Annotated in this window: 15 protein-coding genes; 8 read left to right on the forward strand and 7 right to left on the reverse strand. The window is 67.2% G+C overall.

The genetic code is table 11. The features are described 5' to 3' along the window. Position 1 precedes the first annotated feature (1 nt). The 3 genes from F5544_RS18180 to F5544_RS18190 all read left to right on the forward strand — a co-directional run bounded on the left by F5544_RS18180 (position 2) and on the right by F5544_RS18190 (position 10,624). Positions 2 to 1,414, forward strand: a complete 1,413-nt coding sequence (locus F5544_RS18180; RefSeq protein ID WP_238847310.1) for an MATE family efflux transporter — start codon at positions 2 to 4, stop codon at positions 1,412 to 1,414. A 36-nt stretch (positions 1,415 to 1,450) separates the two neighbouring features. Continuing rightward, positions 1,451 to 2,686 carry an MFS transporter gene (locus F5544_RS18185; protein WP_167474280.1) on the forward strand — a complete coding sequence of 412 codons (1,236 nt, stop codon included), beginning with the start codon at positions 1,451 to 1,453 and terminating at the stop codon, positions 2,684 to 2,686. A gap of 102 nt (positions 2,687 to 2,788) precedes the next feature. Then, on the forward strand, positions 2,789 to 10,624 hold the full coding sequence (locus F5544_RS18190; protein ID WP_167474281.1) for a non-ribosomal peptide synthetase/type I polyketide synthase: 7,836 nt from the start codon (positions 2,789 to 2,791) through the stop codon (positions 10,622 to 10,624). Positions 10,625 to 10,667: 43 nt separating this feature from the next. On the opposite strand, the gene F5544_RS18195 is transcribed toward F5544_RS18190, so the two are convergent. The 5 genes from F5544_RS18195 to F5544_RS18215 all read right to left on the reverse strand — a co-directional run bounded on the left by F5544_RS18195 (position 10,668) and on the right by F5544_RS18215 (position 14,345). After that, positions 10,668 to 11,510: a hypothetical protein gene (locus F5544_RS18195; protein ID WP_167474282.1), complete on the reverse strand. Its 843-nt coding sequence runs from the start codon at positions 11,508 to 11,510 to the stop codon at positions 10,668 to 10,670. A gap of 93 nt (positions 11,511 to 11,603) precedes the next feature. Further along, positions 11,604 to 12,761: a radical SAM protein gene (locus tag F5544_RS18200; protein WP_167474283.1), complete on the reverse strand. Its 1,158-nt coding sequence runs from the start codon at positions 12,759 to 12,761 to the stop codon at positions 11,604 to 11,606. Positions 12,762 to 12,846: 85 nt separating this feature from the next. Continuing rightward, positions 12,847 to 13,230: a hypothetical protein gene (locus F5544_RS18205; protein WP_167474284.1), complete on the reverse strand. Its 384-nt coding sequence runs from the start codon at positions 13,228 to 13,230 to the stop codon at positions 12,847 to 12,849. Between the two features lie 135 nt (positions 13,231 to 13,365). After that, positions 13,366 to 13,950: a hypothetical protein gene (locus F5544_RS18210; protein ID WP_167474285.1), complete on the reverse strand. Its 585-nt coding sequence runs from the start codon at positions 13,948 to 13,950 to the stop codon at positions 13,366 to 13,368. A gap of 101 nt (positions 13,951 to 14,051) precedes the next feature. Continuing rightward, positions 14,052 to 14,345: a DUF1330 domain-containing protein gene (locus F5544_RS18215; protein ID WP_167474286.1), complete on the reverse strand. Its 294-nt coding sequence runs from the start codon at positions 14,343 to 14,345 to the stop codon at positions 14,052 to 14,054. A 136-nt stretch (positions 14,346 to 14,481) separates the two neighbouring features. On the opposite strand from F5544_RS18215, the gene F5544_RS18220 reads away from it, so the two are divergent. The 3 genes from F5544_RS18220 to F5544_RS18230 all read left to right on the forward strand — a co-directional run bounded on the left by F5544_RS18220 (position 14,482) and on the right by F5544_RS18230 (position 17,740). Next, entirely contained in the window at positions 14,482 to 15,333 is an 852-nt protein-coding gene (locus F5544_RS18220; protein WP_167474287.1) for a LysR family transcriptional regulator, read from the forward strand. Positions 15,334 to 15,453: 120 nt separating this feature from the next. Continuing rightward, positions 15,454 to 16,629, forward strand: a complete 1,176-nt coding sequence (locus tag F5544_RS18225) for an MFS transporter (protein ID WP_167474288.1) — start codon at positions 15,454 to 15,456, stop codon at positions 16,627 to 16,629. A gap of 82 nt (positions 16,630 to 16,711) precedes the next feature. Continuing rightward, positions 16,712 to 17,740, forward strand: coding sequence for a GAF domain-containing protein (locus tag F5544_RS18230; protein ID WP_167474289.1), 1,029 nt, complete (start codon positions 16,712 to 16,714; stop codon positions 17,738 to 17,740). A gap of 301 nt (positions 17,741 to 18,041) precedes the next feature. On the opposite strand, the gene F5544_RS18235 is transcribed toward F5544_RS18230, so the two are convergent. Both F5544_RS18235 and F5544_RS18240 read right to left on the reverse strand, forming a co-directional pair. Beyond that, on the reverse strand, positions 18,042 to 19,325 hold the full coding sequence (locus F5544_RS18235; RefSeq protein ID WP_238847311.1) for an MFS transporter: 1,284 nt from the start codon (positions 19,323 to 19,325) through the stop codon (positions 18,042 to 18,044). Then, positions 19,318 to 20,079 (reverse strand): DeoR/GlpR family DNA-binding transcription regulator, encoded by a 762-nt coding sequence (locus F5544_RS18240; RefSeq protein ID WP_167474291.1) that lies wholly within the window; start codon positions 20,077 to 20,079, stop codon positions 19,318 to 19,320. Before F5544_RS18240 ends, F5544_RS18235 begins: the two co-directional genes overlap by 8 nt. A gap of 353 nt (positions 20,080 to 20,432) precedes the next feature. Between F5544_RS18240 and F5544_RS18245 the strand changes: the two genes are divergently transcribed. Together F5544_RS18245 and F5544_RS18250 are read left to right on the forward strand one after the other, a co-directional pair. Next, positions 20,433 to 21,929: a hypothetical protein gene (locus F5544_RS18245; protein WP_167474292.1), complete on the forward strand. Its 1,497-nt coding sequence runs from the start codon at positions 20,433 to 20,435 to the stop codon at positions 21,927 to 21,929. Then, entirely contained in the window at positions 21,926 to 22,657 is a 732-nt protein-coding gene (locus F5544_RS18250; RefSeq protein ID WP_167474293.1) for a hypothetical protein, read from the forward strand. Before F5544_RS18245 ends, F5544_RS18250 begins: the two co-directional genes overlap by 4 nt. The last annotated feature ends 183 nt before the right edge of the window (positions 22,658 to 22,840 follow it).

Consider the following 22,840-nt stretch of genomic DNA (forward strand, 5'->3'; position numbering starts at 1 on the left):
CATGATGCCACGATTCGTCGGCGACAAGATCCACCCGCGCGGCTATCGGCCGGTGATCGCGCTGGCATTGCCGATCGCGGGCATTCAACTCGCACAGGTCGCGTTGACCACCGTCGACCTGGCGATGATGGGGCTGATAGGCGTCGTCGCGGTCGCCGCGGGCGGGCTGGCCATCCTGCTGTACAACCAAGTGCGCACCATGTGCGTCGGCATGGTCACCGGGGTGGGGAATCTGATCGCGGGTGCGGTCGGCAGCGGTGAAAAGCGAACGGGTGGAACGGAAATCGATGATCGGACCCGCGCGCAGGTGCGCGACCTGGTGCGGTCGGGATTTCTCGTCGCCACCGTCGTTGGTCTCGTCGCCGCCATGGCGCTCACCGGGTTCGGGCTGCTGCTGCCGTGGTTCGGGCAACGCCGGGAGATCGTCGAGCAGGCCCGCCCGATGATGATCGTGCTCGCCCCGGGGCTGCTGCCGATGCTGTGGCTGAATGTGTTGCGGCAGTTCGCGATCGGGATGCGTCGGCCCGGCTCGCTGCTGAAGGTCACCATCGTGTCGATCGCGGTCAACGCGGTACTGAACGCCGCGTTCATCTACGGCTGGCTCGGGCTGCCCGCACTCGGCCTGACCGGCATCGGTCTGTCGACAACCTGCGTTCAGGTGTTCACCCTCGCGGTCTTCTACTCCCGCATCCGGCGCGACCCGCACCTCGCCGGGCTGCTCGCCCTCGACTGCTGGAATCTCGATCGCGGCAGCGCCCGCCGCATCGTGCGAATGGGGATCCCCATATCGCTCACCTACGGCAACGAGGCCGCCATCACCTCGGTCGCCACCCTGTTGATGGGTGCGTTCGGGCCGGCCATGCTGGCCGCGAGCAATGTGGTCAACCAGCTCACCTACATCGCCTATCAGCTGAATATCGGTCTTTCCCAGGGATCTTCGATTCTGATCAGCCGGTCCGTCGGCGCGGGCGACCGCGCCGAGGCCGGGCGGATCGGCCGCCGTGCGCTCACCGTCGGCGCCGCCGCCATGACGGTGCTCGCGCTGGCGTATCTCGCCGGGCCGCATCTCGTGCTGGCGCCGTTCCTGCACGGCGGTGACGATGCCGAGGTGGTCGCGACCGCGGCCACCCTGCTGTGGTTCGCCATCGCGCACCAGTATTGCAAAGGCGCACAGAATATTTGCGTCGGAATGCTGCGCGGCCTCGGCAATACGACCGCGGGCCTGCGCATTACGGTGATCGGCTATTGGTTGATCGGGATACCGGCGATGGCCGGGGCGGCCTACCTACTGCACTGGCGCGGCTACGGCGTCTGGCTCGGACTTTGCCTCGGCTTCGGCAGCACCGCGGTGCTACTCCTGAAACAATTCCGTGCGGAACTCCGCATCGAACCGGAACCGGCCGACAGCCGCTGACCACGATCGGTGCGGACCAGCAGAGGAGATGGATCGATGTCGGGTGTCAAGCCGTCGGCCCCCGGACCGGTCGAACGAGCCGAGTCGGTCGCATCGACGAGACGACGTTCGCTGGCAACGCTTTTCGCCGGCGCGGTGCTGATGAATACCGGCGCGGTGGGCTTGTCGACGGTGGCGACGATGTTCGCCGCGGAGCAGGCGGGACCGGGTGCGAGCGGGCTGTCCAACGCGGCGCTGGTATTGGGTACGGCGGCAGGGGCGTTGAGCACATCCGCGCTGCTGGCCAGGCACGGCCGCCGCACCGCGCTGCTGGTCATGTATTGCGCGGCCGGCCTCGGCGGAGTGGTCGCGACCGTTGGCGCGCTGCGTTCTTCGCTGCCGACACTGCTTGTCGGCGTGCTGGTCTTCGGCGGCGGCTACGGTGCGACCCAGTTGTCCCGCTATGTCGCCGCGGCCGTAATGCCCGACCATCGGCGCGGATTCGGAGTATCGCTGATCGTGTGGGCGGGGACGGTCGGCGCGGTCGCCGGACCCGCCCTCATCGCGCCCGCGTCGGCGGCCGCCGACGGTGTGCGGTTACCCGGCCTGTCCGGACCGGTCGCGCTGTCGGCGATATTCGCCGTCGCCACCGTGGCGGTGACCGTCGCGCTGCCGCACGCCGCGGGCCGGGCCGACGACGGGCGACCGGAGCGGTCCTCGCTGTGGTCGGCGCTGCGTGCACGAACGGTGCTGGCGCCGCTGGTGGCCATGGTCGCCGCGCAGGCGGTGATGGTTTCGGTGATGACGATGACGCCGGTGCAGATGCGCCATCTCGGCAGCGGGTTGGACACCGTGGGCTGGGTGATCAGCGCGCATATGGCCGGAATGTACGCGCTCGCACCGGTATCCGGCCGGATCGTCGACCGGTGGGGCGGCCGCGTCGCCATGACGGCGGGTCTGGCCGTGCTGCTGGTCGCGGCGATCACCGTCGTGGCGGCGCCGGGTTCCTATCGGCTCTGGATACCCATCGGGCTGTTCCTGGTGGGCTACGGCTGGAATCTCGTATTCGTCGGCGGCAGCGGCACACTCAGCCGCGACCTGCCGACTGGGGAGCGCGCCCGGTTACAGGGGCGGGTCGACGCCGTGGTGTGGGCCAGCTCCGCGCTGGCCAGTCTGTCGGCGGGACAATTGTTCGCCGCCGGTGGATTTCGGTTGGTGGCCGTGGTCGCGGCGGTGGTCGCCGGGGTGGTGCCCTTGGTGGTCGTTCGGCATCGTGGCGGCGGCCGGCGGTGACGGTTCGGTCGATCTGGGGATGACGAACGTATCGCGGGACGCGGTATCTCAATAAACTGGCCAGTCGATGTCGTGTTCACGACGCAGACGATGGAACGTTCGATGGTCGATCTCGGTGCAGCGCAGTCGCATTCGGCCGGGCAGGGTGCGCTGTCCCGGGCGGCGGAGCCGATCGCCCTCGTCGGCATGGCGTGCCGGATGCCGGGCGGGGTGTCGAGCCCCGAATCGTTCTGGCGGTTCCTGCGCGCGGGCGGCGATGGTGTCGTCGAGATGCCGAAATCCCGGATGGCTGTTCCGCATCGGGCCGGATTACTCAGCGGCATAGACGAATTCGACGCCGAGTTCTTCGGGATCTCGCCTCGCGAGGCCGCGGCCGTCGACCCGCGGCACCGGCTACTGCTGGAGGTCGGGTGGGAGGCACTGGAACATGCCGGATGCCCCGCCGACCGGCTGGTCGGCGAGGCGGTCGGGGTGTTCGTCGGCGTATCCCATGACGAGGGTGTGCGAATTCCTTCCGGGCCAATGGATTCGGTATCCGGGCATGCGCTCACCGGCGGCGCGGCCTCGTTCGCGGCGGGGCGGCTCGCGTACCATCTCGGGCTGCGCGGGCCTGCCGTCGCCATCGACACGGCGACCTCGTCATCGCTGGTCGCCGTGCATCTGGCCGCCCAGAGCCTGCGTGCCGGCGAATCCGATCTCGCGCTGGCGGGCGGGGCCAATATCCTGCTGTCCCCGTACTGGTTCCGGGTGCTGTCCGAGGCGCGAATGTTGTCGCCGACCGGACGCTGTCGAGTGTTCGACGCGACCGCCGACGGTTATGTGCGCGGCGAGGGTTGCGGCGTCGTCGTGCTCAAACGTCTGACCGATGCGACAGCGGACGGCGACCGCATCTGGGCGGTGATCCGCGGTTCCTCGGTCAACTCCGACGGCCGCAGCCGCGGCATCACCGCACCGGACACCGACGCCCAAATCGACCTGATCCGTGCGGCATTGCGCGCCGCGGACCTGCCGCCCGAACGGATCAACTATGTGGAGGCGCACGGCACCGGCACGCCCATGGGGGATGCGGCGGAGCTGCGCGCGTTGCGCACCGCACTCGGCGCGGACCGCGACGGTCGGCCGCTGCTGGTGGGTTCGGTGAAGTCGAATATCGGCCATCTCGAACCGGCCGCGGGTGTCGCGGGCCTGCTCAAGGCGGTGCTGTGCCTCGCGCACGGTGAGATTCCGCCGCATCCACACCTGAAAACACTCAATCCCATTGCCGGAACTGGCATCTCGGTCCCCACCGAGCTGACCACGCTGCCACCCGATCGGCCGCCCGTCGTAGGAGTGAGCTCGTTCGGGGCCAGCGGCACCAACGCGCACGTCATCCTCGAACGGGCCTGCGGCACAGCCGGAAACGACCCGGCCGGGCCGGATCGCACCGCGCACGTCCTTGCCCTGTCGGCGAAATCGGTCGCCGCCCTGACGAAACTGGCCGCCGCATACTCCGCCCGATTGTCGGCGATCGATGACAATCGGCTCGCGGACCTGTGTTTCACCGCGAACATCGGCCGGGCCTTGTTTCCATATCGCGCGGCAGTCACCGCGAGCACCGCGCGGGGCATGCGGAAACGCCTCGCGGAGCTGGGCTCCCAGCCCCCCGGCGGGCGGATCGTCTTCCTGTTCTCCGGGGAAGACGCGGTCTACCCGGGCATGTGTAGTCGGCTGCTCGATACGGAGCCACGCTTCCGGGAAACCCTGGCCGAAGCCGATGAAGTACTGCGGCCACTGCTCGGCTGCCCACTACCGGATGTGCTCAACCGCGACGATCTGCTCGCCCAGCCCCGCTACGCCCGCCCCGCGCTGTTCGCCGTGGAGTACGCACTCGCCCGACTGTTGCGGCATTGGGGTATCGAAGCGGATGTGCTGCTCGGCCGCGGTGTCGGTGGGCTGGTGGCTGAATGTGTAAAGGGTGCATTGGATTTCTCGACCGGGTTACGGTTGGCCGCAGAGAGCGGTGCGCGTGGCGGGACCGGTTTTTCACCTGGTGGGATCGACGGTGTTCCGGGGGGATCCGATCGCGCGTGTGACGGGTGCGACCGCGCGCCACGAGGATTGGATCGTGCGGCAGCAAGGTCGGAGTCCGCGGTAGGCGGGTTGGACCGTATGCCAGGCGGATTGGATGGTGCGGCGGCAGGGTTGGAGTCTGCGGCGGGCAGGTCGGACCGCACGCTAGGCGGGTTGGATCGTGCGGCGGCAGAGTCGGTGTCCGCGGTAGGCGGTTTCGACCGTGCGCCGAGTGAGTTGAGCGGTGTGGCTGCCGGATTCGCCGACGAGGTGCGTGCGGTGGCGACGCAGGGTGTCGGCGCCTTTGTGGAACTGGGGCCGACCCCGACACTGCTCGGTCCGGCGGAGGCTGCGGTGCCGGGCGCGCTGTTGTTGCCGACGCTGCGTCGGGGACGGGACGATTGGCAGGTGCTGGGGGAGTGTGTTGCCGCCTTGCATACCGCGGGTGTCGCGATCGACTGGCGCCGTTTCGATGAGGGCAGGGGGCGGCGTTTGGTGACCGCGCCGACCTATCCGTTCCGGCGGGATCGCCATGGGGCGGCCGGGCGGTCCGAGGAACCGCCGCTGCTCGGCCGACGATTGCAATCCCCGCTGCCCACTGCGCAATTCGAATCGACGCTGGCACCAGTGATGTATCGGGCGATCGATGAGCATGTGGTGGACGGCAGTCCACTGGTCGGGGCTGGTGTGCACCTGGCCATGGCGGCGGACGCGGCGCGAGAGTTGACCGGGACCGGGGCGGTGACCATTCGGGACTACGAGCTGACTCGGGCGCTGTGGTTGGAACCGGACGACCGCAGGCGCGTCCAGTTCGTGGTGGAGCCCGACGGTTCGTTTCGGCTTCATTCGACCGACGCGGCCGAACCCGCCGACTGGGACCAAATCTGCCAGGGGCGCACCGATATCGCCGCCGAGCCGTCCACGATGGATGTTGCCGCGATGCGAGGTCGGCTGACCGGCGAGCTGACCGCCGACGACCTGTACCGGCGGCTGTGGCGGCGCGCCGTGTACCTCGGTCCGGCGGCGCGCTGGGCCGAACATATCTGGTACGCCGACGATGCGGCGATGGCTCGGCTCAGCTCGCCCGAGCACATCCGCTGGGATGGGCGCACGCCGCACCCCGGATTGCTGGAAGCGATGTTCCACACCGTTTTCGGTTGTCTACCCGAGCAGCCACCCGTGGTCACTCGGATAGAGCGATTCGTCTGGCAGGGCACGACCACCGGCCAGCCGCTCTACTGTTACTGCCGAGTCGATCCGAATCCGCCGCTGGCATCGTTCTTTCTCGCGGATGCCTCCGGCAGAGTCGTCGCCGAGGCTCATCGCGTGGAATTCCGCGTGGTGGCTCGGGATTGCCCTGTCATCGTCCACGACTCGACCCGCACCCAGGACTCGGTGGATTCCGGGTCAGTGCTTGCCGCCGAGCCGGTGTTGGACGATGTTGCCGCTGGGTCGGTGCTCGATGGCGCTGTCGCCGAGCCGATACACGGTGCAGCTGCCGCTGCGTCGGTGACCGCTGTCATTGAGTCGATACCCGGTGCGGCTGTCGCCAATTCGGCGCTAGATGACGTTTCCCTCGAACCGATGCGCGAAGCGTCTGCTGCCGATTCGGTGCATGATGACGCTTCCGTCGAGCCGATGCGCGATGCGCCGACCACCGCCGCACCGAATCATGTTGCCGCACAGCCGTTCAACGATGCCGACCGAGTACGCACCGTCGTGATCGCAACGCTGGCCCGGGTTCTGGACATCCGCGAAGCCGATCTCGACCCCGGCATCCCCATGACCGATCTCGGCCTGGACTCATGGATGGCGCTGGAGGCGCAGGACGCGCTGCGCGACGACCTGGGCGTGGCCCCGCCGCTCGACGCATTCCTGAACGCGCCCAGCGTCGACAGTTTCATCGCCGACCTGGTCGGCGCGCCTGAAGCGGAGGGGCACGAGTCCGCGCCGTCGACGCCGGACGAGGCCGGTCGTCATGATCCGTTCCCGCTCACCGATTTACAGCACGCATATCTGGTCGGCCGGTCGACGGCGTTCGAACTCGGCGGAGTCTCAACCTATTCCTATTTCGAAGTCGATATCGTCGGCCTAGAAATAGACCGGCTCACCTCGGCGCTGCGGGTGCTGATTCGGCGGCACGACATGCTGCGCGCGGTGGTCAGCGCGGACGGCACCCAGCGAGTGTTGCCGACGGTACCCGAATTCACCATCCGCACAGTGGATCTCGCCGACCTGTCGGCCTCCGAACGGGACGCCGCGCTCGATCGCATCAGAAGCGAGTCGAAGGGCCAGGTCTTGGATGCGGCCACCTGGCCGCTTTTCGACGTCAGGGCCACCCGGCTGGACGCACGAACCACCCGGCTGCACATCGGTCTCGATGCGCTGGTGGTCGACGGCTGGAGCGCGGCGCTGCTGTTCCGGGAATGGGCCACGGTATACCGGGATGGTCCGCACGCGCTGCCGGAGCTGACGCTGACCTTCCGCGACTACCTTGCCGCGCTGCGGGAGCGGCGCAATGCCCGCCGGCGCGCCGATGCCGAGCGGTACTGGCGTGAGCGCATCGCCGAATTACCCGGGGCGCCAAGGCTTCCGCTCGCCATAAACCCGGCCGAGGTCGGCATCCCCGAATTCACCCACCACACTACGACATTGTCCGCCGCGGAATGGACCGAGCTGCGAAGGATCGCCGGCGCGCACGGCGTCACCCCGTCCGCGGCGCTGTGCACCGCGTACGCGTGGATTCTCGCCGCATGGAGCGGCACAAGCTCTTTCACCCTCAATGTGATGTTCGCGAACCGGGTGATGTCACACGAGCAGGTGGACTCCGTTGTCGGGAACTTCAGCACCACAACCCTGCTCGCGGTGGACCTCGCCGACGAAACCTTCGCCCGCACCGTCGAACGGATTCAGAGCCGGCTGTGGACGGATCTGGAACACGGCGACATGTCCGGTGTCGAGGTGCTGCGCGAGGTGAATCTGCTGCGCGGCAACATCATCGGCGCCAGTATGCCGGTGGTGTTCGCCAGCATGGTCAACTTCGCGGGCCGGGACGGCGCGGGCGGTATGACCGGCATGGTGCATCACCTGCTCGGGCTCGGCGAGGCGGCGACGGAGGTGTACAGCTGCGTTCGCACACCCCAGGTGTGGCTGGATCACCAGATCATCGAGGAGGCAGGCGAACTGGTCGTCAACTGGGATGTGGTGACCGGTCTGTTCCCGGACGGCATGATCGAGACGATGTTCGGCGCGTACGCCGGACTGCTGCGTCGCCTGGCCGCCGACGAGTCCGCGTGGCAGCGGCCGGCCCCGATCCTCGCGCCCGATGCCGATCTGCTGGCTCGCCGGTCGGCCAACGCCACCGGCGAATCCGTCGACGCGGGCCTGCTGCACGAGCCGTTCCTGTTGCGGGCCAAGGAGAATCCGCATGCCGTCGCCGTGATCTCGGCCGCGGCGACCCTCACGTACGGCGAGCTCGAAACGCGGTCGGCGCGGCTGGCGAGCCGCCTGCGGGATCGGGGTGTCGGCGGCGGAGCGCTGGTGGCGGTTGTGCTGGACAAGGGCGCGCATCAGGTGGTCGCCGTGCTCGGCACGCTCAGGGCGGGCGCGGGCTATGTGCCGATGGACGCCGACGTTCCGGCCGAGCGGTTGCGGGTGCTGCTCGCCGAGTCGGGCGTCGCGGCGGTCCTGACCGAGCGGGCGGTCGAACAGCGCACCGAGTGGCCGAGCGGCGTAGATCTGCTGTGCGTCGACGAACCCGAACCGGACGAGTCGACCGATGGCGCGCCGTTGCCGTGTTCCGCCAGGCCGGATGATTTGGCATATGTGATCTTCACTTCCGGATCCACCGGAACGCCCAAGGGTGTGATGATCGAGCATCGCGCCGCCCGCAACACCGTGCTCGACATCAACGATCGGTTCCGGATCGGCCCGGGGGACCGGGTGCTCGGACTGTCCGCGCTGAATTTCGACCTGTCCGTCTACGACATCTTCGGCACGCTGGCGGCCGGCGCGGCACTCGTGCTGCCGGAGCCCGCGGCACATCGGGAACCGGCTCGGTGGGCGGATCTCGTTGCCGCGCACGGAGTCACCGTGTGGAACAGTGTGCCCGCGCTGATGGAGATGTTCGTCGATCACCTGACAGCGCGACCCGCGCCGGTTCCGTTGCGGGTGGTGCTGCTGAGCGGCGACTGGATCCCGGTGACCCTGCCGGACCGCATCCGAAAGCTGGCCCCCGCCACCGTGATCTGCGGTCTCGGTGGCGCGACAGAGGCTTCGATCTGGTCGATCCACCACCCGATCGACAGGGTCGACCCGGCTGCGACGTCGATCCCGTACGGAAAACCCTTGCGCAACCAGCGATTCCACGTACTCGACGAGGCGTGGCGGCCATGCCCGACCTGGGTCCCCGGTGAGCTGTACATCGCGGGCGCGGGCCTTGCCCGAGGCTATCTCGGCGACGAGGCCAAGACGAAGGCCGCCTTCGTCCGGCACCCGGCGACCGACGAACGGATGTACCGCACCGGGGATCTCGGGCGTTACCTGCCGGACGGGTCCATCGAATTCCTCGGTCGCCGCGACACACAGGTCAAGATCAACGGCTATCGGGTGGAGCTCGGTGAGATCGAGGCGGCGCTGCTGCGCGACCCCCGAGTTCGGGCCGCCGCGGCCGCTGTCGTCGGCGAACAGCAGGATCGGCGGCTGGCCGCGTACGCCGTTGCCGACGCCGTGACACCCGACGAGTTGGTGACGGCGCTGCGCGCGGAACTGCCCGACTACCTGGTGCCGAGGCATATCATGCTGCTCGACGCACTTCCGTTGGGCCGCAACGGAAAACTGGATCGCGCCGCACTGCCCCTGATCGAACTGTCCCCGGCTGCCCCGCCCGCGCTGGTCGCGCCGCGCGACGACGTCGAACGGACGCTGGCCGATATCTGGGCCGAGCTGTTCCCCGGCCGGAACTTCGGCATGGACACCACATTCTTTGCGCTGGGCGGAAATTCGCTGCTCGCGGTGCGCCTGATGGCCCGCATCGGCACACAGCTGGGCCGTGCGCTACCCCTGTCCGTCCTCTTCGAGCACCCCACCATCGCCACGCTGGCCGAGGTGGTGCGCGAAGGGCGGGCTCGTCGGCGCGCACTGGTGCCGATCAGGGAAACCGGTTCGGCGACACCGTGGATCCTGGTGCATCCGGTCGGCGGCGATGTGCTCTGCTACTCGGATCTGGCTTCGCGGCTCGGCCCCGACCAGTCGGTGTACGCGCTACAGGTACCGGACACCGACGAGCCGCTGACCACAATTCCAGAGCTGGCCGCGCACTACGTCGACGCACTCCCACGCGGCCGGTACCGGCTCGGCGGCTGGTCCATGGGCGGCATGATCGCGCTGGAGATGGCGGCACGGCTGAACCGGCGGGGCGCCGAGGTCGAATTCGTCGCCATGGTAGATGTGCTCGAACCGCCGAGCCCCCGGAATCCGGATATCCCCGCGGACGCCACACTCCTGTCCTGGTTCGCGAGGGATCTCGCGGGCCTCGCCGGAATCGAGTGGGCACCAGTAGAATTCGATTCCCTCGACGATCTGCACGACTGGGCGCGCGCCACGGGCGTCCTGCCCGCCGACGTGGACGCCGCCACGCTGACCGCCATCGTCACCCGATTCTCCCGCAACACCCGGGCGCTGCTGACCTACCGGGCTCCCAATTACGCGGGCGCCGTTCGCTTTTACCACGCGGCGAACGGTGCGACCCCGGCCACCGCCGCCGCGTGGCTCGCGCATTGCACGGGCGACGCCCGGATCGTCGAGCTGCCCGGCGATCACTACGGCATCGTCCGGCCACCCCATGTCGAGGCCCTCGCCGAAGCGCTGCTGAACGAGATCCGCGAGTAGGGACGGAAGCAGTATGCGAATTGGTTGACCGGGTCGACCGCGGCTACCGCGTGTGCGTCGAGATTCCGTGCGGGACAACGAAGTAGCCGCGGCAACAGAACTGGAGATCTATCTGTCCGTTGGGTTCGGCGTAGCCGTCGTGGAGCATGTTCTCGGTGGGGGCGATATAGGCCTCGCCCGGGTGGATGGTGATCTTCGTGACCGGATAACGCGGGAACACCTCCATGAAGCGATTGCCCAGGGCGCGGCGCGGGTTGTCCGCGCCGTCGAGCAGCCCGCGTCGGCGCAGCGCCCGCTCCATCGCCTGGAGGGGAGCGTTGACGCAGAGCAGCCAGCGGTCGTGATGACCTACGTTGACGGACAGGCGATTCGGCGCCGTCGCGCGCTCCGCCAGCGGGCTGTCGTCCCAACTGTCGACGTGCAGTCCGACCCTGCGGCCGTCATCTCCCGTCGTCATCGTCGGATTCCCCGCGGGTGTTCTGCCGTAGATGAGCGGGTTTTCGATACCGGGCCGCGCCGGGTCGTTCAGCGTCATGGCCCAGCGGATCGCCTCGACCAGCGCCATGCGGCCCGCCGGACCGTCGATCAGTGATCTCAGTGCCTGCCCATCGCCGTCGGCCGCTGCGGCGCGCAGTGCGGTGAACGCCGAAAGCACCTGAGCGGGAACGGGAAGAACGGTGATCCAGTCACCGGGCCGCGCCTGCGGGGCGGGCGTGCCGTACAGGACGGAGCGTTCGTGACAGGTCGGTGGTCGCCACCGCTGGTTGGGTACCATCGCGCCATCGGAATACGTTGTGGCGCAAATGGTTTCGGTCGCCGGAAGGACGCCGGAACTCAGTTCCACCCGTCCGGCGGCCGGTGCGCCGGACGGGAGCATTAGGGTCATTCCGTCGAGGAGGCCGGGGTGGTCGATATCTTTTCGGATCAGCATGGTTGTTCCGGGGGTCGGTAAGTGGTTGGGGTGCCGCGTATTTCGCGGTTATGCGACGGCGTGCTGTCGTTGCCACTGCGCTACCGTCTCGGGTACCCGGCCGCGCAGCTGCTCGATGATGTAGGCGATCATCGGCCTGGCGGTGCACAGCAGGGTGCCGTGGCCGTCCTGGTCGCGATCGCGGGTCTCGGTATCGGCGACCAGCGAGCCGCCGCAGACGTCGAAGAACGGGCAGGACAAGCAGTTTCGAGCCACCCTGCGCTCGGCCTCGACCGCGCAGCGTTCGAAGACCGGGCCCGCCAGCATATCGGCGAACGGCTCGGTGAAGATATTGCCGATCGACCATTCGGGATCGCCGTAGGGTTCACCGTAGGTGAAGCACGAACCGTCGGTGTTGACCAACAGCACCGGCAGCCATTCCCGGCGGTCGCAATACTCGGTCCGCTGGGCCCCGGCCAGATGCTGGGCCGCGAACTGCACATAGCCGTCGAGCGGAGCCGGGGGTCGCGCCATCGTCTCGCCCGCCAGCCACAGATCGACCAGTCGCGCGAGCGCGGACAACTCCTGCTCCCTGCTCACCTCGAACGGTGTGGTCTGGCCGGGTTCGCCGGTATCGAACAGTGGCAGCACCCGAAAGTGCAGATTCCGTTCCTCGAAGAAGCGGAACACCTCGTCGACGGCATGGATGTTCTGTGCGGTCAGGACCGATATGCAGCCGAAGGGGATACTGTCGGCCAGCAGCGTGTCCAGGTTCCGCGCCACGCGGTCCTGCGAGTCACGCCCCGCCGCGTTCACCCGCAATCCGCCTGCCACGTCGATGGATACGCCGACGGAGTCGAAACCCTCGCCGAGCAACTGGCGGCGTTCGTCGTCCAGCACAACGAGATTCGTCTGTACGCTGTTGCCCGTCGGGATCTCCGCGCCGAATATCTCCCGCTGATCGGCCCACGTCTGTCGGTAGAACTGTGCAGGCTGCAGCAGCGGTTCGCCACCGTGCCAGATGAATTCGAGCCTCGTCCGCGCGCCGTCCCGGTTGTCGGCGAATCGGATATAGTCACGCAGGTTGCGGTACATGGCGGCCACCTGCGCATTGGACATGGCCGCGCGGTTGCCGAGTTCCGGGTATTCATAACAGTATCGGCAGCGCAGATTGCAGAATTTCGAGACCTTCACCACGATCTGCATACTTCTGTTGGTCGAATCCACTTGGGGCACAATCCTTCTTGCGTCGGCGTCTGGGGGGCGCCCGCCGCCAGGACGTGCACGGCCTGGCGACGGGCGGGTGCGCGGATCAGGGTTGGGACAGCTGCTGGAAGGGGTCCGGCGGCGGATTGACCGGCGGGGGCGCCTGGTGGAACGGCTTGAACTGGTCGAAGCCTGTTCCCTGACGGAATGGACCCTCGTTGTACTGATGGAACTGATGGAACGGATTCGGTTCCACCGTGTCCGGATGCACGCCGTGCGCGGCGGTGAGCTCCACGGTGGCCCCCTGGCCGAGCAATGTCGACAGGTGAGTCAGCGGTGCGGCCCCGACTGCGGGGGTCGGCACCGGCGGGGCGGTCGCCGCCTCGGCCGGACCGGCGACGCCGGCCACGACCGCCGGAACGGCGGCCATGGTCGCGGCGATCGCGGCGAGCCGGGCTATGGCCGCGGCTCTACTGCTTGGAGATGACATTCGGTTTCCTTCCGGTTGAGCCCCCGCCGGTACCGGTGGGCATCGACGGGGACATTTACGGATATGTCCGGGCGTTACACGCCGGGACCGGAAACCGATGCGGTGCACATCTTTCGAACGCCGACCAGCCGAGACTCACAGTGCCGCAGCATCGTCGGCGGGTAGACCGCCGCGACGGGCAACGGGCAGCAGCGCGCCGAGAATGCCGAAGCTCGCAAGGGATATGAGATCCAGCGAGATGGCGGACAACAGTACGCTCGCGATCAGCATGACCGGACTCCACCACGGCAGCCGGCCCGCCCGTGCGAGCAGAATCGCAAGCACTACCAATCCGAGGTAGAAAAGCTGCGGCCCAACGGTATACACCGCGAGGTGGATGCCTGGGATGGTCCAGAAATCGTGGTAGAGCTCGTTCATCCGAGCGTTGTCGCTCGCCATGGCGGCGACGACGATATCGGCGCCGAACTGAATGATCGCGGCGATCAACCCGGCGATGGTGACGGCCACGACGCCGCTGCGGGCTGCGGTGCGCGGCAGTTCCCCACCCAGGCCGAGCACCACCGGAACGAACAGCACCACTGCGGCCAGCCCGGCGAGATGCGCGGCCTGCCAGGCGAAACCGGGACCATACAGCCCACCCGCCTTTCCGGCAAGCCGGATCAGACCGTATCCGCAGAAACACAGAGATGCCGAAACAGTCAGCACACCAGAAAATTTCACCTGCTCATCCTGGTGGCCCGCCGCTCAGCGGACCTCAGGGAAAACCCTGGTTCAGGCCCTGAACGGCGGAACCACACCGCTCCCAACCGCTTTGGGCGCGGTCAGTCGAGACCTTCGACCACCCGGACATCGCGCCGCACCGTATCGCCGAGCACGGCGACGGCTTGTTGATAGCTCGCGCTGCGGTAGGCGGCGAGCGCCGCCGCGTAACTGGGGAACTCCACCAGCACGGTGCGCTCGGCGATGCCGAGCTCGAATCCGGTAACCCGGCCGCCGCGGGCCAGTATCCGCCCACCCGCCGCCTCCAGCGCCGGTTTGGCGAGCGCTCCGTATTCGGCCAGCCTTTCCGGATCCTGCACCGAGCGATAGGTGCCGACCAAGTATCCCTTCGCCACTTCCGACCTGCCCTTCTCTATTCGAATGTTTTCCCGGACGGATACTAGGCATCGAATGCGGACAGGTTTAATTCCTATTCCGAATGCGGTATGCACCACAGTTATGCTGGCTGGTCACGGTCTATGCTCGATGCTTATGGATGTCGAATTGCGGCAACTCCGCGCATTTATCGAATTGGCTCGGGAACGGTCGTTCACCCGGGCGGCGGAGCGATTGCACATCACCCAGCCTGCTCTTACTCGCACCATCCAGCAGCTGGAAACCGCGGTGCGTGCCCGACTTTTCGACCGCAGTTCGCGCCACGTCGCGCTGACCGCCGAGGGCCGCGAGCTGCTGGAACCGGTGGAACGCGCACTCGGCGAGCTGAACCGGGCCGTCGACGCGCTGCACCAGCGGGGCACGGTCCGGTTGGGTTTCAGCTGGCTGATGCCGGATCCGTGGGCGCAGAAAACCATCGACGAATTCGAGCGCAGCTGCGGCCACCGGGTGCAGGTGACCCGCTGCGAGGACCCGCTGGCCGATCTGCGGCGGCACACGATCGATATCGCCCTGGTCCGCGGGGATGTCGACGCGGAACGGTCGATCCGGCTGGTGCACCTGTTCGACGAGGCGCGCGTCGCGGTGGCGTGCTCGATCCGGTCGGAGCTGCGCGACGCCGAATCCATCGATTGGCGCGAGGTGCCGCGCTGGCCACTGGTGGCGAACGTGGTCAGCGGGGCCACCGGGCCGTGGTCCTGGTCGCCCGGCGCGGGTCCGGCGTCGGTGATAGAGACCGCGAACTACGACGAATGGGTGGAAGCGGTGGCCGCGAACAGGGGTATCGGCGTCGCGCCTGCGAGCGGGCGGCGCCGGATAAACCATCCCGGAGTGATGTTCATCCCATTGCTGAACGCACCTGCATTTCCGGTTCGATTGGCATATTTGCCGCAGTCGCAACGGCTGCCGCTGCGCCGTTTTATCGATGTGGCCGTGGCCTCGGTGGACTGACGCGCACATCGATCTATACGCTGCGGAAATAGATTCGGCACATCAGGCATTTCTCATCGGCGTGCGGAATATCTAGCGTTATCGGCGGGCTTCGTCCGCCGATGCCCAGAAAGAGCGCTGATGATCGACCACGAATTACGCACGAAGAAACCTGCGACCACAGCGGGAATCCGGATATTCGCCGTATACGCGGGCGCGGCACTCGGCCCGCTCGGCGGCGGAGTGGTGGCCCCGATGTTGCCGCAGATCGCCGGCTCGTTCCACGCCGGCACCGATACGACGGCGCTGACGATGACCGCGTACTTCATTCCCTTCGCGGCCGTACAGCTGATCTCCGGGACCGTCGGGGAACGCTGGGGCAGGCGCCGGACCGTGCTAGCCGCCTATCTGATCTACCTGATCGCCGCGGTGGCCGGGGCGGCGGCGCCGAATATGGTGGCGCTGTTGGTAACTCGGACGATCATGGGTACCGCCAACGCGTTCATCTCGCCGCTGCTGCTATCCGGACTGGCCGATATGGTGCCCGCCGCCCGGCTGAGCCGAGCGGTCGGACTGCTCGCCAGCTGCCAGGCCGCCGGACAGTCGGTGGCGCCACTGCTCGGAGGCATTGCGGCAGCGACGAATTGGCGTTGGGCGTTCGTCGGCGTCGCCGTCGCGGCCGGTGCGCTCGCGCTGGCGCCACCGCCGGGAGCGCCCCGCCCAGGCACCCGAGCACCGCGCCTACGGCCGCTGGTGAATCGGCGGATGGGCAAGCTGTCGGCGGCCGCGTTCGTCAGCTACTTCGGCGCGGCCGGATTGCCGTTCCTGGTCGCGCTGTACGCCGGGGAGCACCTGGGGGTCCGGCCCGCCGTGATCGGTGTCGCCCTGCTCGGATTCGGCGTCGCCGGACTGCTGCTCGGCGCGAGCTGGGGCGCGCTCGGCGACCGGTTCGGCGCCCGGCGCTGCGGGGCGATCGCCGCCGTCTGCTCGGCGGTGCTCGTCATCGCGACCGGATCGACGACAACGCTGCTGGAGCTGGTCATCTGCTGGACCGGCGCGGGCGTCGCCTACTCGATGCTCAATGTGTCGCTGCAAAACCTCACTGTCCGTGAGGTTCCCGACAATCGGGGCGGCGCGCTGTCCGCGGTGTCGGCCTTCCGGTTCGGCGGGGCCGCCGTCGCCCCCATCGCCCTGCTGCCGCTCTACCACGTGGCACCCGAGCTGTCGTTCCTCGTCGCCGGTGGATCGCTGCTGGTGGCGACGATCAGCCTGGCGCTGCTGCGGCCGCCGATCGCGCTCGCGGCACTGCGGCCGTGACACAGATGTAGCTGGCCGCCAGTGGTTTTCGACCGGACTATTGTTGGGTTCGATCGACGTCCGGTACGAGAGAGGATGTGCTGTGCCGACAGGGGGGCACAACGAATATCTGTTCGAGACAATGGGTTCGGAACCTCGGCTGATCGCCGACGGCGGCCGCGCGCGCGATTTCCGCAAGGTATCCAGCATCTTTCGGGGCGCCGAGCGGACATTGATGAACGGTCTGCTCGCCGAGGTCGTCGCGACGGGGGACACCGTGGTCCGGACCGGCCGCACCGCCGACGACGAACCGCGCACGATCGCCGGGTTTCCGGTGATCGGTCCGGACAACAACGTCGCCGGTGTGCGGGTCGCGGCCGACGCCGATACCGCAGCGCCGGTTCACCATCGGACGACCGTCGCCTACCAGTGGGAGCTCGGGATTCCGAACGGTCCACCGCGCCTGCATATGCCGCAGCAGTTGGTGGATCTGCTGGAGATCACCGAAACCCACCGGGATCGAGTGGTGTTCGGGCCGTTGGACTTTTTCATCCGGGTCGCCCGGACTCCGCAACTCGTGCGGATGTGGGAGTCGATCGTCGACGCGCAACCCGGCTATGTGGACTCCGGGACGTTGCTCATGCAGACCGGCGACGGGCAGCCGTGGGCGCTGCTGTACGCGCAACGGTACGTCACGACCGAGGTGGGGCCGCGGCTGCGGGTGCTGTGCCAGGACGTCACCGACACCATGGACCCGCGTGAGATGCGCAGGGAGATAATGGATGTCAACCTGGCGCACGCGGCCATCGAGTCCAGTGGGCAGTTCGGCAATATCTGGGACTGGCGGTGGCCGGTCACCTGCATCCTGAAATGGATTCCGGGTTTCCCGCCCGGCCTGGGACACGGCGCCAGCAGCGGCCAGCGGCCTGGGCTGCATCCGGACGATATCGCCCGGATGCCCGAGATCCGCGCCCGTGCGTTCGCCGAAGGGCATGTGCGAGAACGTGTTCGAGCGCGCCGATTGGCAGGCGGTTGGATGTCCGGCACCTTCACCTGGCGTCCCATCGATCCGGAGGTATCGAAGACCATCGGTTTCGCACTGGTGAAATTCGATGAGCCGGATGGCGAGTGACAGCCAGGTTGGCCGCAATTGTCAATGGATACCGATCATGGCTCGACTACTGTCCTGAATTGCGGTATGTCACTTCGAGGTCGGCCCCTTCCGGCGGTCCTCCCGCCATCCCGTACCACGCGTACCTCCCGATGAGGTTGTGGCGCCCCCGCACATCCGGGGCGTTACCCGCGCTCGACGGTTCCCGTAGGCGACTGCATGCGCCCACACCATCGAGGCCGAGGTATGCCCATCTTCCACTCCGTCCACATCCATTCGACATACCGCGAGTGCACCGAGGATTCCCGGATGTGGGGCTCGGTCAGCATTCATCAGGACATCGGTTCCCGGTCGGCCGAATCCGGGGAAAGCCAGTGGGGGAGCGCCGATCCCAGAGCTTCCGGAACCACCGACGCGGCGCGTCGATGCCGAAGGCTCCGCTGAACCGTGCCGTCGCCGCGATCACGATGGCGAGCGCGGGGAGCATCCACAGGGCGGCGCTCAGTCCGGTGCGGTCGGCCAGGTGGCCGATGAGTGGCGGTCCCGAAACGTAGCCGAACCAGCCGAGCGCCGCGACGGCCGCGATAGCCGAGCCGTGCGAATTGTCTTGGCCGACAGCGCCGGCCGCGCTGAACGCGCTCGGGACGAGCAATGCCAGCCCGACCCCCATCGCGGCGAAACCGAGTAATGCGACCGTCGGCTGGCGAACCGCCAATGCCGCGCACATGCCGACCGCGTACACCGTCGCCAGCGCCGGAAGAAGCGTCCTGTTACCGAATCGGCGTTGCAGCACAGCGCCGTTCAGCCTGGTCAGCACCATCGTGAACGCGTACGCCGCATAGCCGAGGCCGGACGACGCCGCACCGGCGCCGAGGTCGTCGCGGAGATAGGTCGCCGACCAGTCGGCAACCGCGCCCTCGCACAACATCGAGGCAAAAGCTATGCCGCCCAACGTCAATACCGTCACGGAGAGGTGTCCGCGCGTCGGATTGGGCTCGGTTGCGGCGGGTTTCGCGCCGTCGGCGATAAGTGGCCGGGACAGCGCCCAGATCAGCGCGATCGCGATCGAGCCGAGCCCGGCGAGTTGGACGCTCAACTCGAGGCCGATCGCGACGGCGCCCGCGCCGACCAGTGCGCCCGAGAATCCGCCGATACTCCAAATCCCGTGCAGCCGAGACATTATCGGCGCGGCCACCGCCCGCTCCACCGTCACGGCCTGGGTATTCATCGCCACGTCGAGCGCGCCCTGGAACAGGCCCCAGAACGCGAGCGCGGCGAACAGCAGGATCGTCGAATCCGCGAGTCCGACCGCCACCCCGCCTGCCGCGTAGCCGACCACCGTTGCCTGGATCATGCGCTTGCTGCCGAGCCGCGGCAGCAACCAGCTCGCGATCGTCATCGCCGTCACCGAACCGATCGGGGCGCCGAGCAGCGCGGTGCCCAAAGCTCCGTCGTCGAGCTGCAATCGGTCCTTGATGTGCGGGATGTGCGCGGTCCACGATGCGAACAGCAGTGCGTGCACGAAGAATGTCGCCGCGATCGAAACATGCGCGCGGACATGCGGTTTCGCTCGGGCGATGGTCGCGGCTCCCGCCGAATCAGACACGATGCACCTCGATGCCTTCGGCGCGTAACGCGGCGACCGCATCGTGCGGGGCGTCGGTATCGGTGACGACGATATCGATCGCCGAGGTCTGGCAGACGACGGCCATCGCCGTGCGCGCGAATTTGCTGGAGTCGACCATCGCGATGGTCCGCGTCGACGCGGACATGGCCGCCCGCTTGACCGCCGCGTCCTGCAGGTCGTAGGCCGTCACCCCGCGGTGTGCGCTGAAACCGCAGCAGGTCAACAACATTGTGTCGAATCGAAGCGTCGACAAATTCTGCTCGGCCATCGGTCCGACCAATGACAACTCACCTGTCCGCACGGTTCCGCCCGGCAGCAGCAGCGAAACCCGCGCCGCCGTCGCGAGTACCGCGAGCGAATTGACCGCGAGCGGCACCACCGTCACCCGGCGCGAGCTCAACGCGTGCGCCGCAGCCAAACCTGTTGTGCCGCTGTCGAGTACGACCGATTCGCCATCGGCGATCAACGAGACCGCAGCGGCGGCGATCCGGGCCTTGACCTCGCCGCGCTCCAACTCCCGCATGGCGAACGGCAGCCCCTCGCCCCGCAGCATCGAACTGACCGCGCCGCCGCGCACCCGCCGCAGCACCCCGGCATGCTCCAGTTCGGCCAGATCACGCCGAACCGTAACCTCCGATGTCCGCAATGCGCGGGCCAGTTCCGCGACGGTAACCACCTCACCGGCCTGCAACGCCCGAACGATCTCCGCATGCCGATCCGCCGCCACAGTCATGCCCATAACATACATCGACTCTGATCATTCGAAACTGTTTTATGATCGATTCGAAGGTTGACGTGGTCGTGTACTCGTATGTTGCCAGGGCTGTCTTCATCGGGCGGCGAACGTCAATTCGTTGCAGTGCAGCATGATTCGTGATGTACTGTTCGCCCGGCTCGCCGAGTCGCAAGCGAGTTGCCTTGTAGAGCTCCGTTCAATCGGCGAGCACGGAAGTCCATACCGGGGGGTGGCGGTTGTTTCCGCCTGATCGGTGGACAGCGTTTGGAACGTCTTGTCGGTACTGGTCGATAGTCTGCTCGAACGTCGCATCGGCCTGGCCTGGATCTGGTCGGCGAGAGGGTGGTGGTATGGCGGTAAGGTCGCGTGGCCCGATAACCGAACTGCGCGGGCGTTGGCAAACGCTGCAATTGTTGAGCCCGGTCTTCGAGTTGCTGAATCGGGCCGCGCCGCGAGCGGAGTTCGATCATCGGGGCTATGACCTCGCACAGCTAGCACTTCGGCTGATCGACTATGTGGTCGTCCATCAGGCGAGTCTCGAAGGAGCTGTGACGCCGAGCGCCGCGGTCGATCATCTGACTCAACTGTCCAGGCGCATGCATCCGGTGGATCCGGATCGGCCGTGGTCGAAGGTCGCAAGGATGGTCTTCGCGACTGTGCTGAACAACGGCCGTCCGCACGAAGCTGTTTGGGTCGAACCGGAATCCGAGCTCGGTCCGGCCCGAACCGAGGAGTTTCGTTTTCGACTGCTGCGGTTGGCCGATAGTGAAGCGGGGCCATGCGTCACGGCCAGCGATGAAGCCATCGTTCTGTACCTGCAGGCGTTGAATACCGATCTCGCGGATCGGGCGCTGGCGCTCAAGCTGATGGTCGAAATACAAATGAACGCAGGTGAGTTCGAGAAGGCGCTGGAGTCGGCCCGGCAGGCCACCCGGACGGCCCGGGGTCTGTCGGCCAGCCTGCGTGAGCGGCTGGCCGACACCAAACGCGATGTGTCGGCGGTGGATTGGCAGGGTGAGATGCCGGTCTGGTTGACCGACGTGGTGGGCCAAGTGGGGCAGCAGCTCGAGCGCGATCACCAATTGCGTGAGCTCGCGGCGAAATTCTTCAGCGACGTTGGCGCGGCGACGGTGTGCCGCAGCATCGACGAGGAGGTGCAGCGCGGCCAGGAGGTGTGGATTCGACTGGAACGTTATCTGCAACAAGCTATTCCGGTATTCCTGGAAGCGCAGGCGGTGCAGCGGTTTCAGCCGAGGGGTCTAGCGGTGGCCATCGATTTGTCGCGGGATGTTCTCGATCCGGCGCTGGGTCGCGACGACCTGCTCGAGATCGTTGCCGAACGATTGATCACGGGCGTCGCGCCGCCGGTGCGTCCGGCATGTTGGGGGCTCGGCGACCTGTGTGACATTCTGCTCCGTATCCCCGTAGCGCAGGAACGCCGTCCGCCGGATATCGACGATCCGGGCGAGTTGGGTGAGGCTATCGGTGACTCCATACCTGCGGATTCGGCGGCAGTGGCCGCCGAAATACTGAGCGGTGTTTCGGAAAAGCCGGCGAGGCTGTCGGAATTGCTGACAGCCGGGCGAGACCGCGCGGCCGATGTCGCCGATCCGGCGCGGCTACTGGACATCCTGTGGGGTGCCGCGCTGTGGACATTCGTCGTCGATGCCGATGCGACACCAGAGGAGCGGCCGCAGAGCACCGACCTGGCTGCTGCGGTGGCCGCGCTCGTAGCGACGCTGGACGACCGTCAACTGGCTGATGAGCGGTATTCGGGATCGGATTTGCTATTGGCGTCGCCGATCTCGTTGGACCGAATGGATCTCGACTCCGAGGAGATCGCATGAATTCCGCCGATATCTCCGATGCGGCGCGGCTACTGCGTTATGCATTCGGCCCCAAGGAAAGACCGGCACCAGGGAGCCAATATCGGATTCTGCTGGACCGCTACCGAACCGACGTCGGATTCGCGGAGATCGTCGGCCGGATCGCTGATGGGCTCGCGCTCGATATCCATACGGCGACTCAACTCGGACTGCTGATCTCGGGCCGAGCCGAGGGTCCGTTCGCGGTGAACCTGGACAGCTGTGGATTGCCGATCAGGTCCGGTGACGGGCGACTGCAGGATCGGCGATGCTTCGGACTGGTTCTGGTCGCGCTGGCCGCCTATGCGTACCCGAACGGGGAGGCGTTGGCCGATACAGTAAATCCCACGGTTCGTCGCGGCGAGCTCGAGCGGTTCCTCGATCGGCGCATCGCCGCACTTGTGGAGCGGCCGCCCGGCTCAGATGAGATGGAGCAGCAGCTCGGCGCGGCGGCCGGTATCTGGATGGACCTGCCCGAAGTGCTGCCGGGGCAGCGCGGGGGAGTGCTGCGCAACTGTCGCCGCTGGTATGTGAACCACCTGCTCGCGTTTCTGGTCGAGCAAGGGCGAGCGCGCCGGGAACCGACCCTGGACGACGAGCACGGCGAAGCGTACGTGCTCAACGACCGGTTCCGAATCGGATTGGCCGAGATGTCGGGAGCTCTGATGCCGGAGGCATGGCAGGAGCTGGGGGAAGCGGAGGAGCCCTGATGTTCCGTTTGCGCAGACTGTATTTCGATTCGATCGGCGTCACAGAAAACCGGTTCGCAGATCTGCTGGTGGACCTGACGGACTCGGCAGGCGAACCCGCCGATGCCATCGTCTGGCTGCGCAACGGCGCGGGCAAGACAACGATGCTGTCGCTGCTGCTCGCTCTGATCTTGCCGGATCGCC

It is taken from the genome of Nocardia arthritidis (assembly GCF_011801145.1).
GTDB lineage: Bacteria > Actinomycetota > Actinomycetes > Mycobacteriales > Mycobacteriaceae > Nocardia > Nocardia arthritidis_A.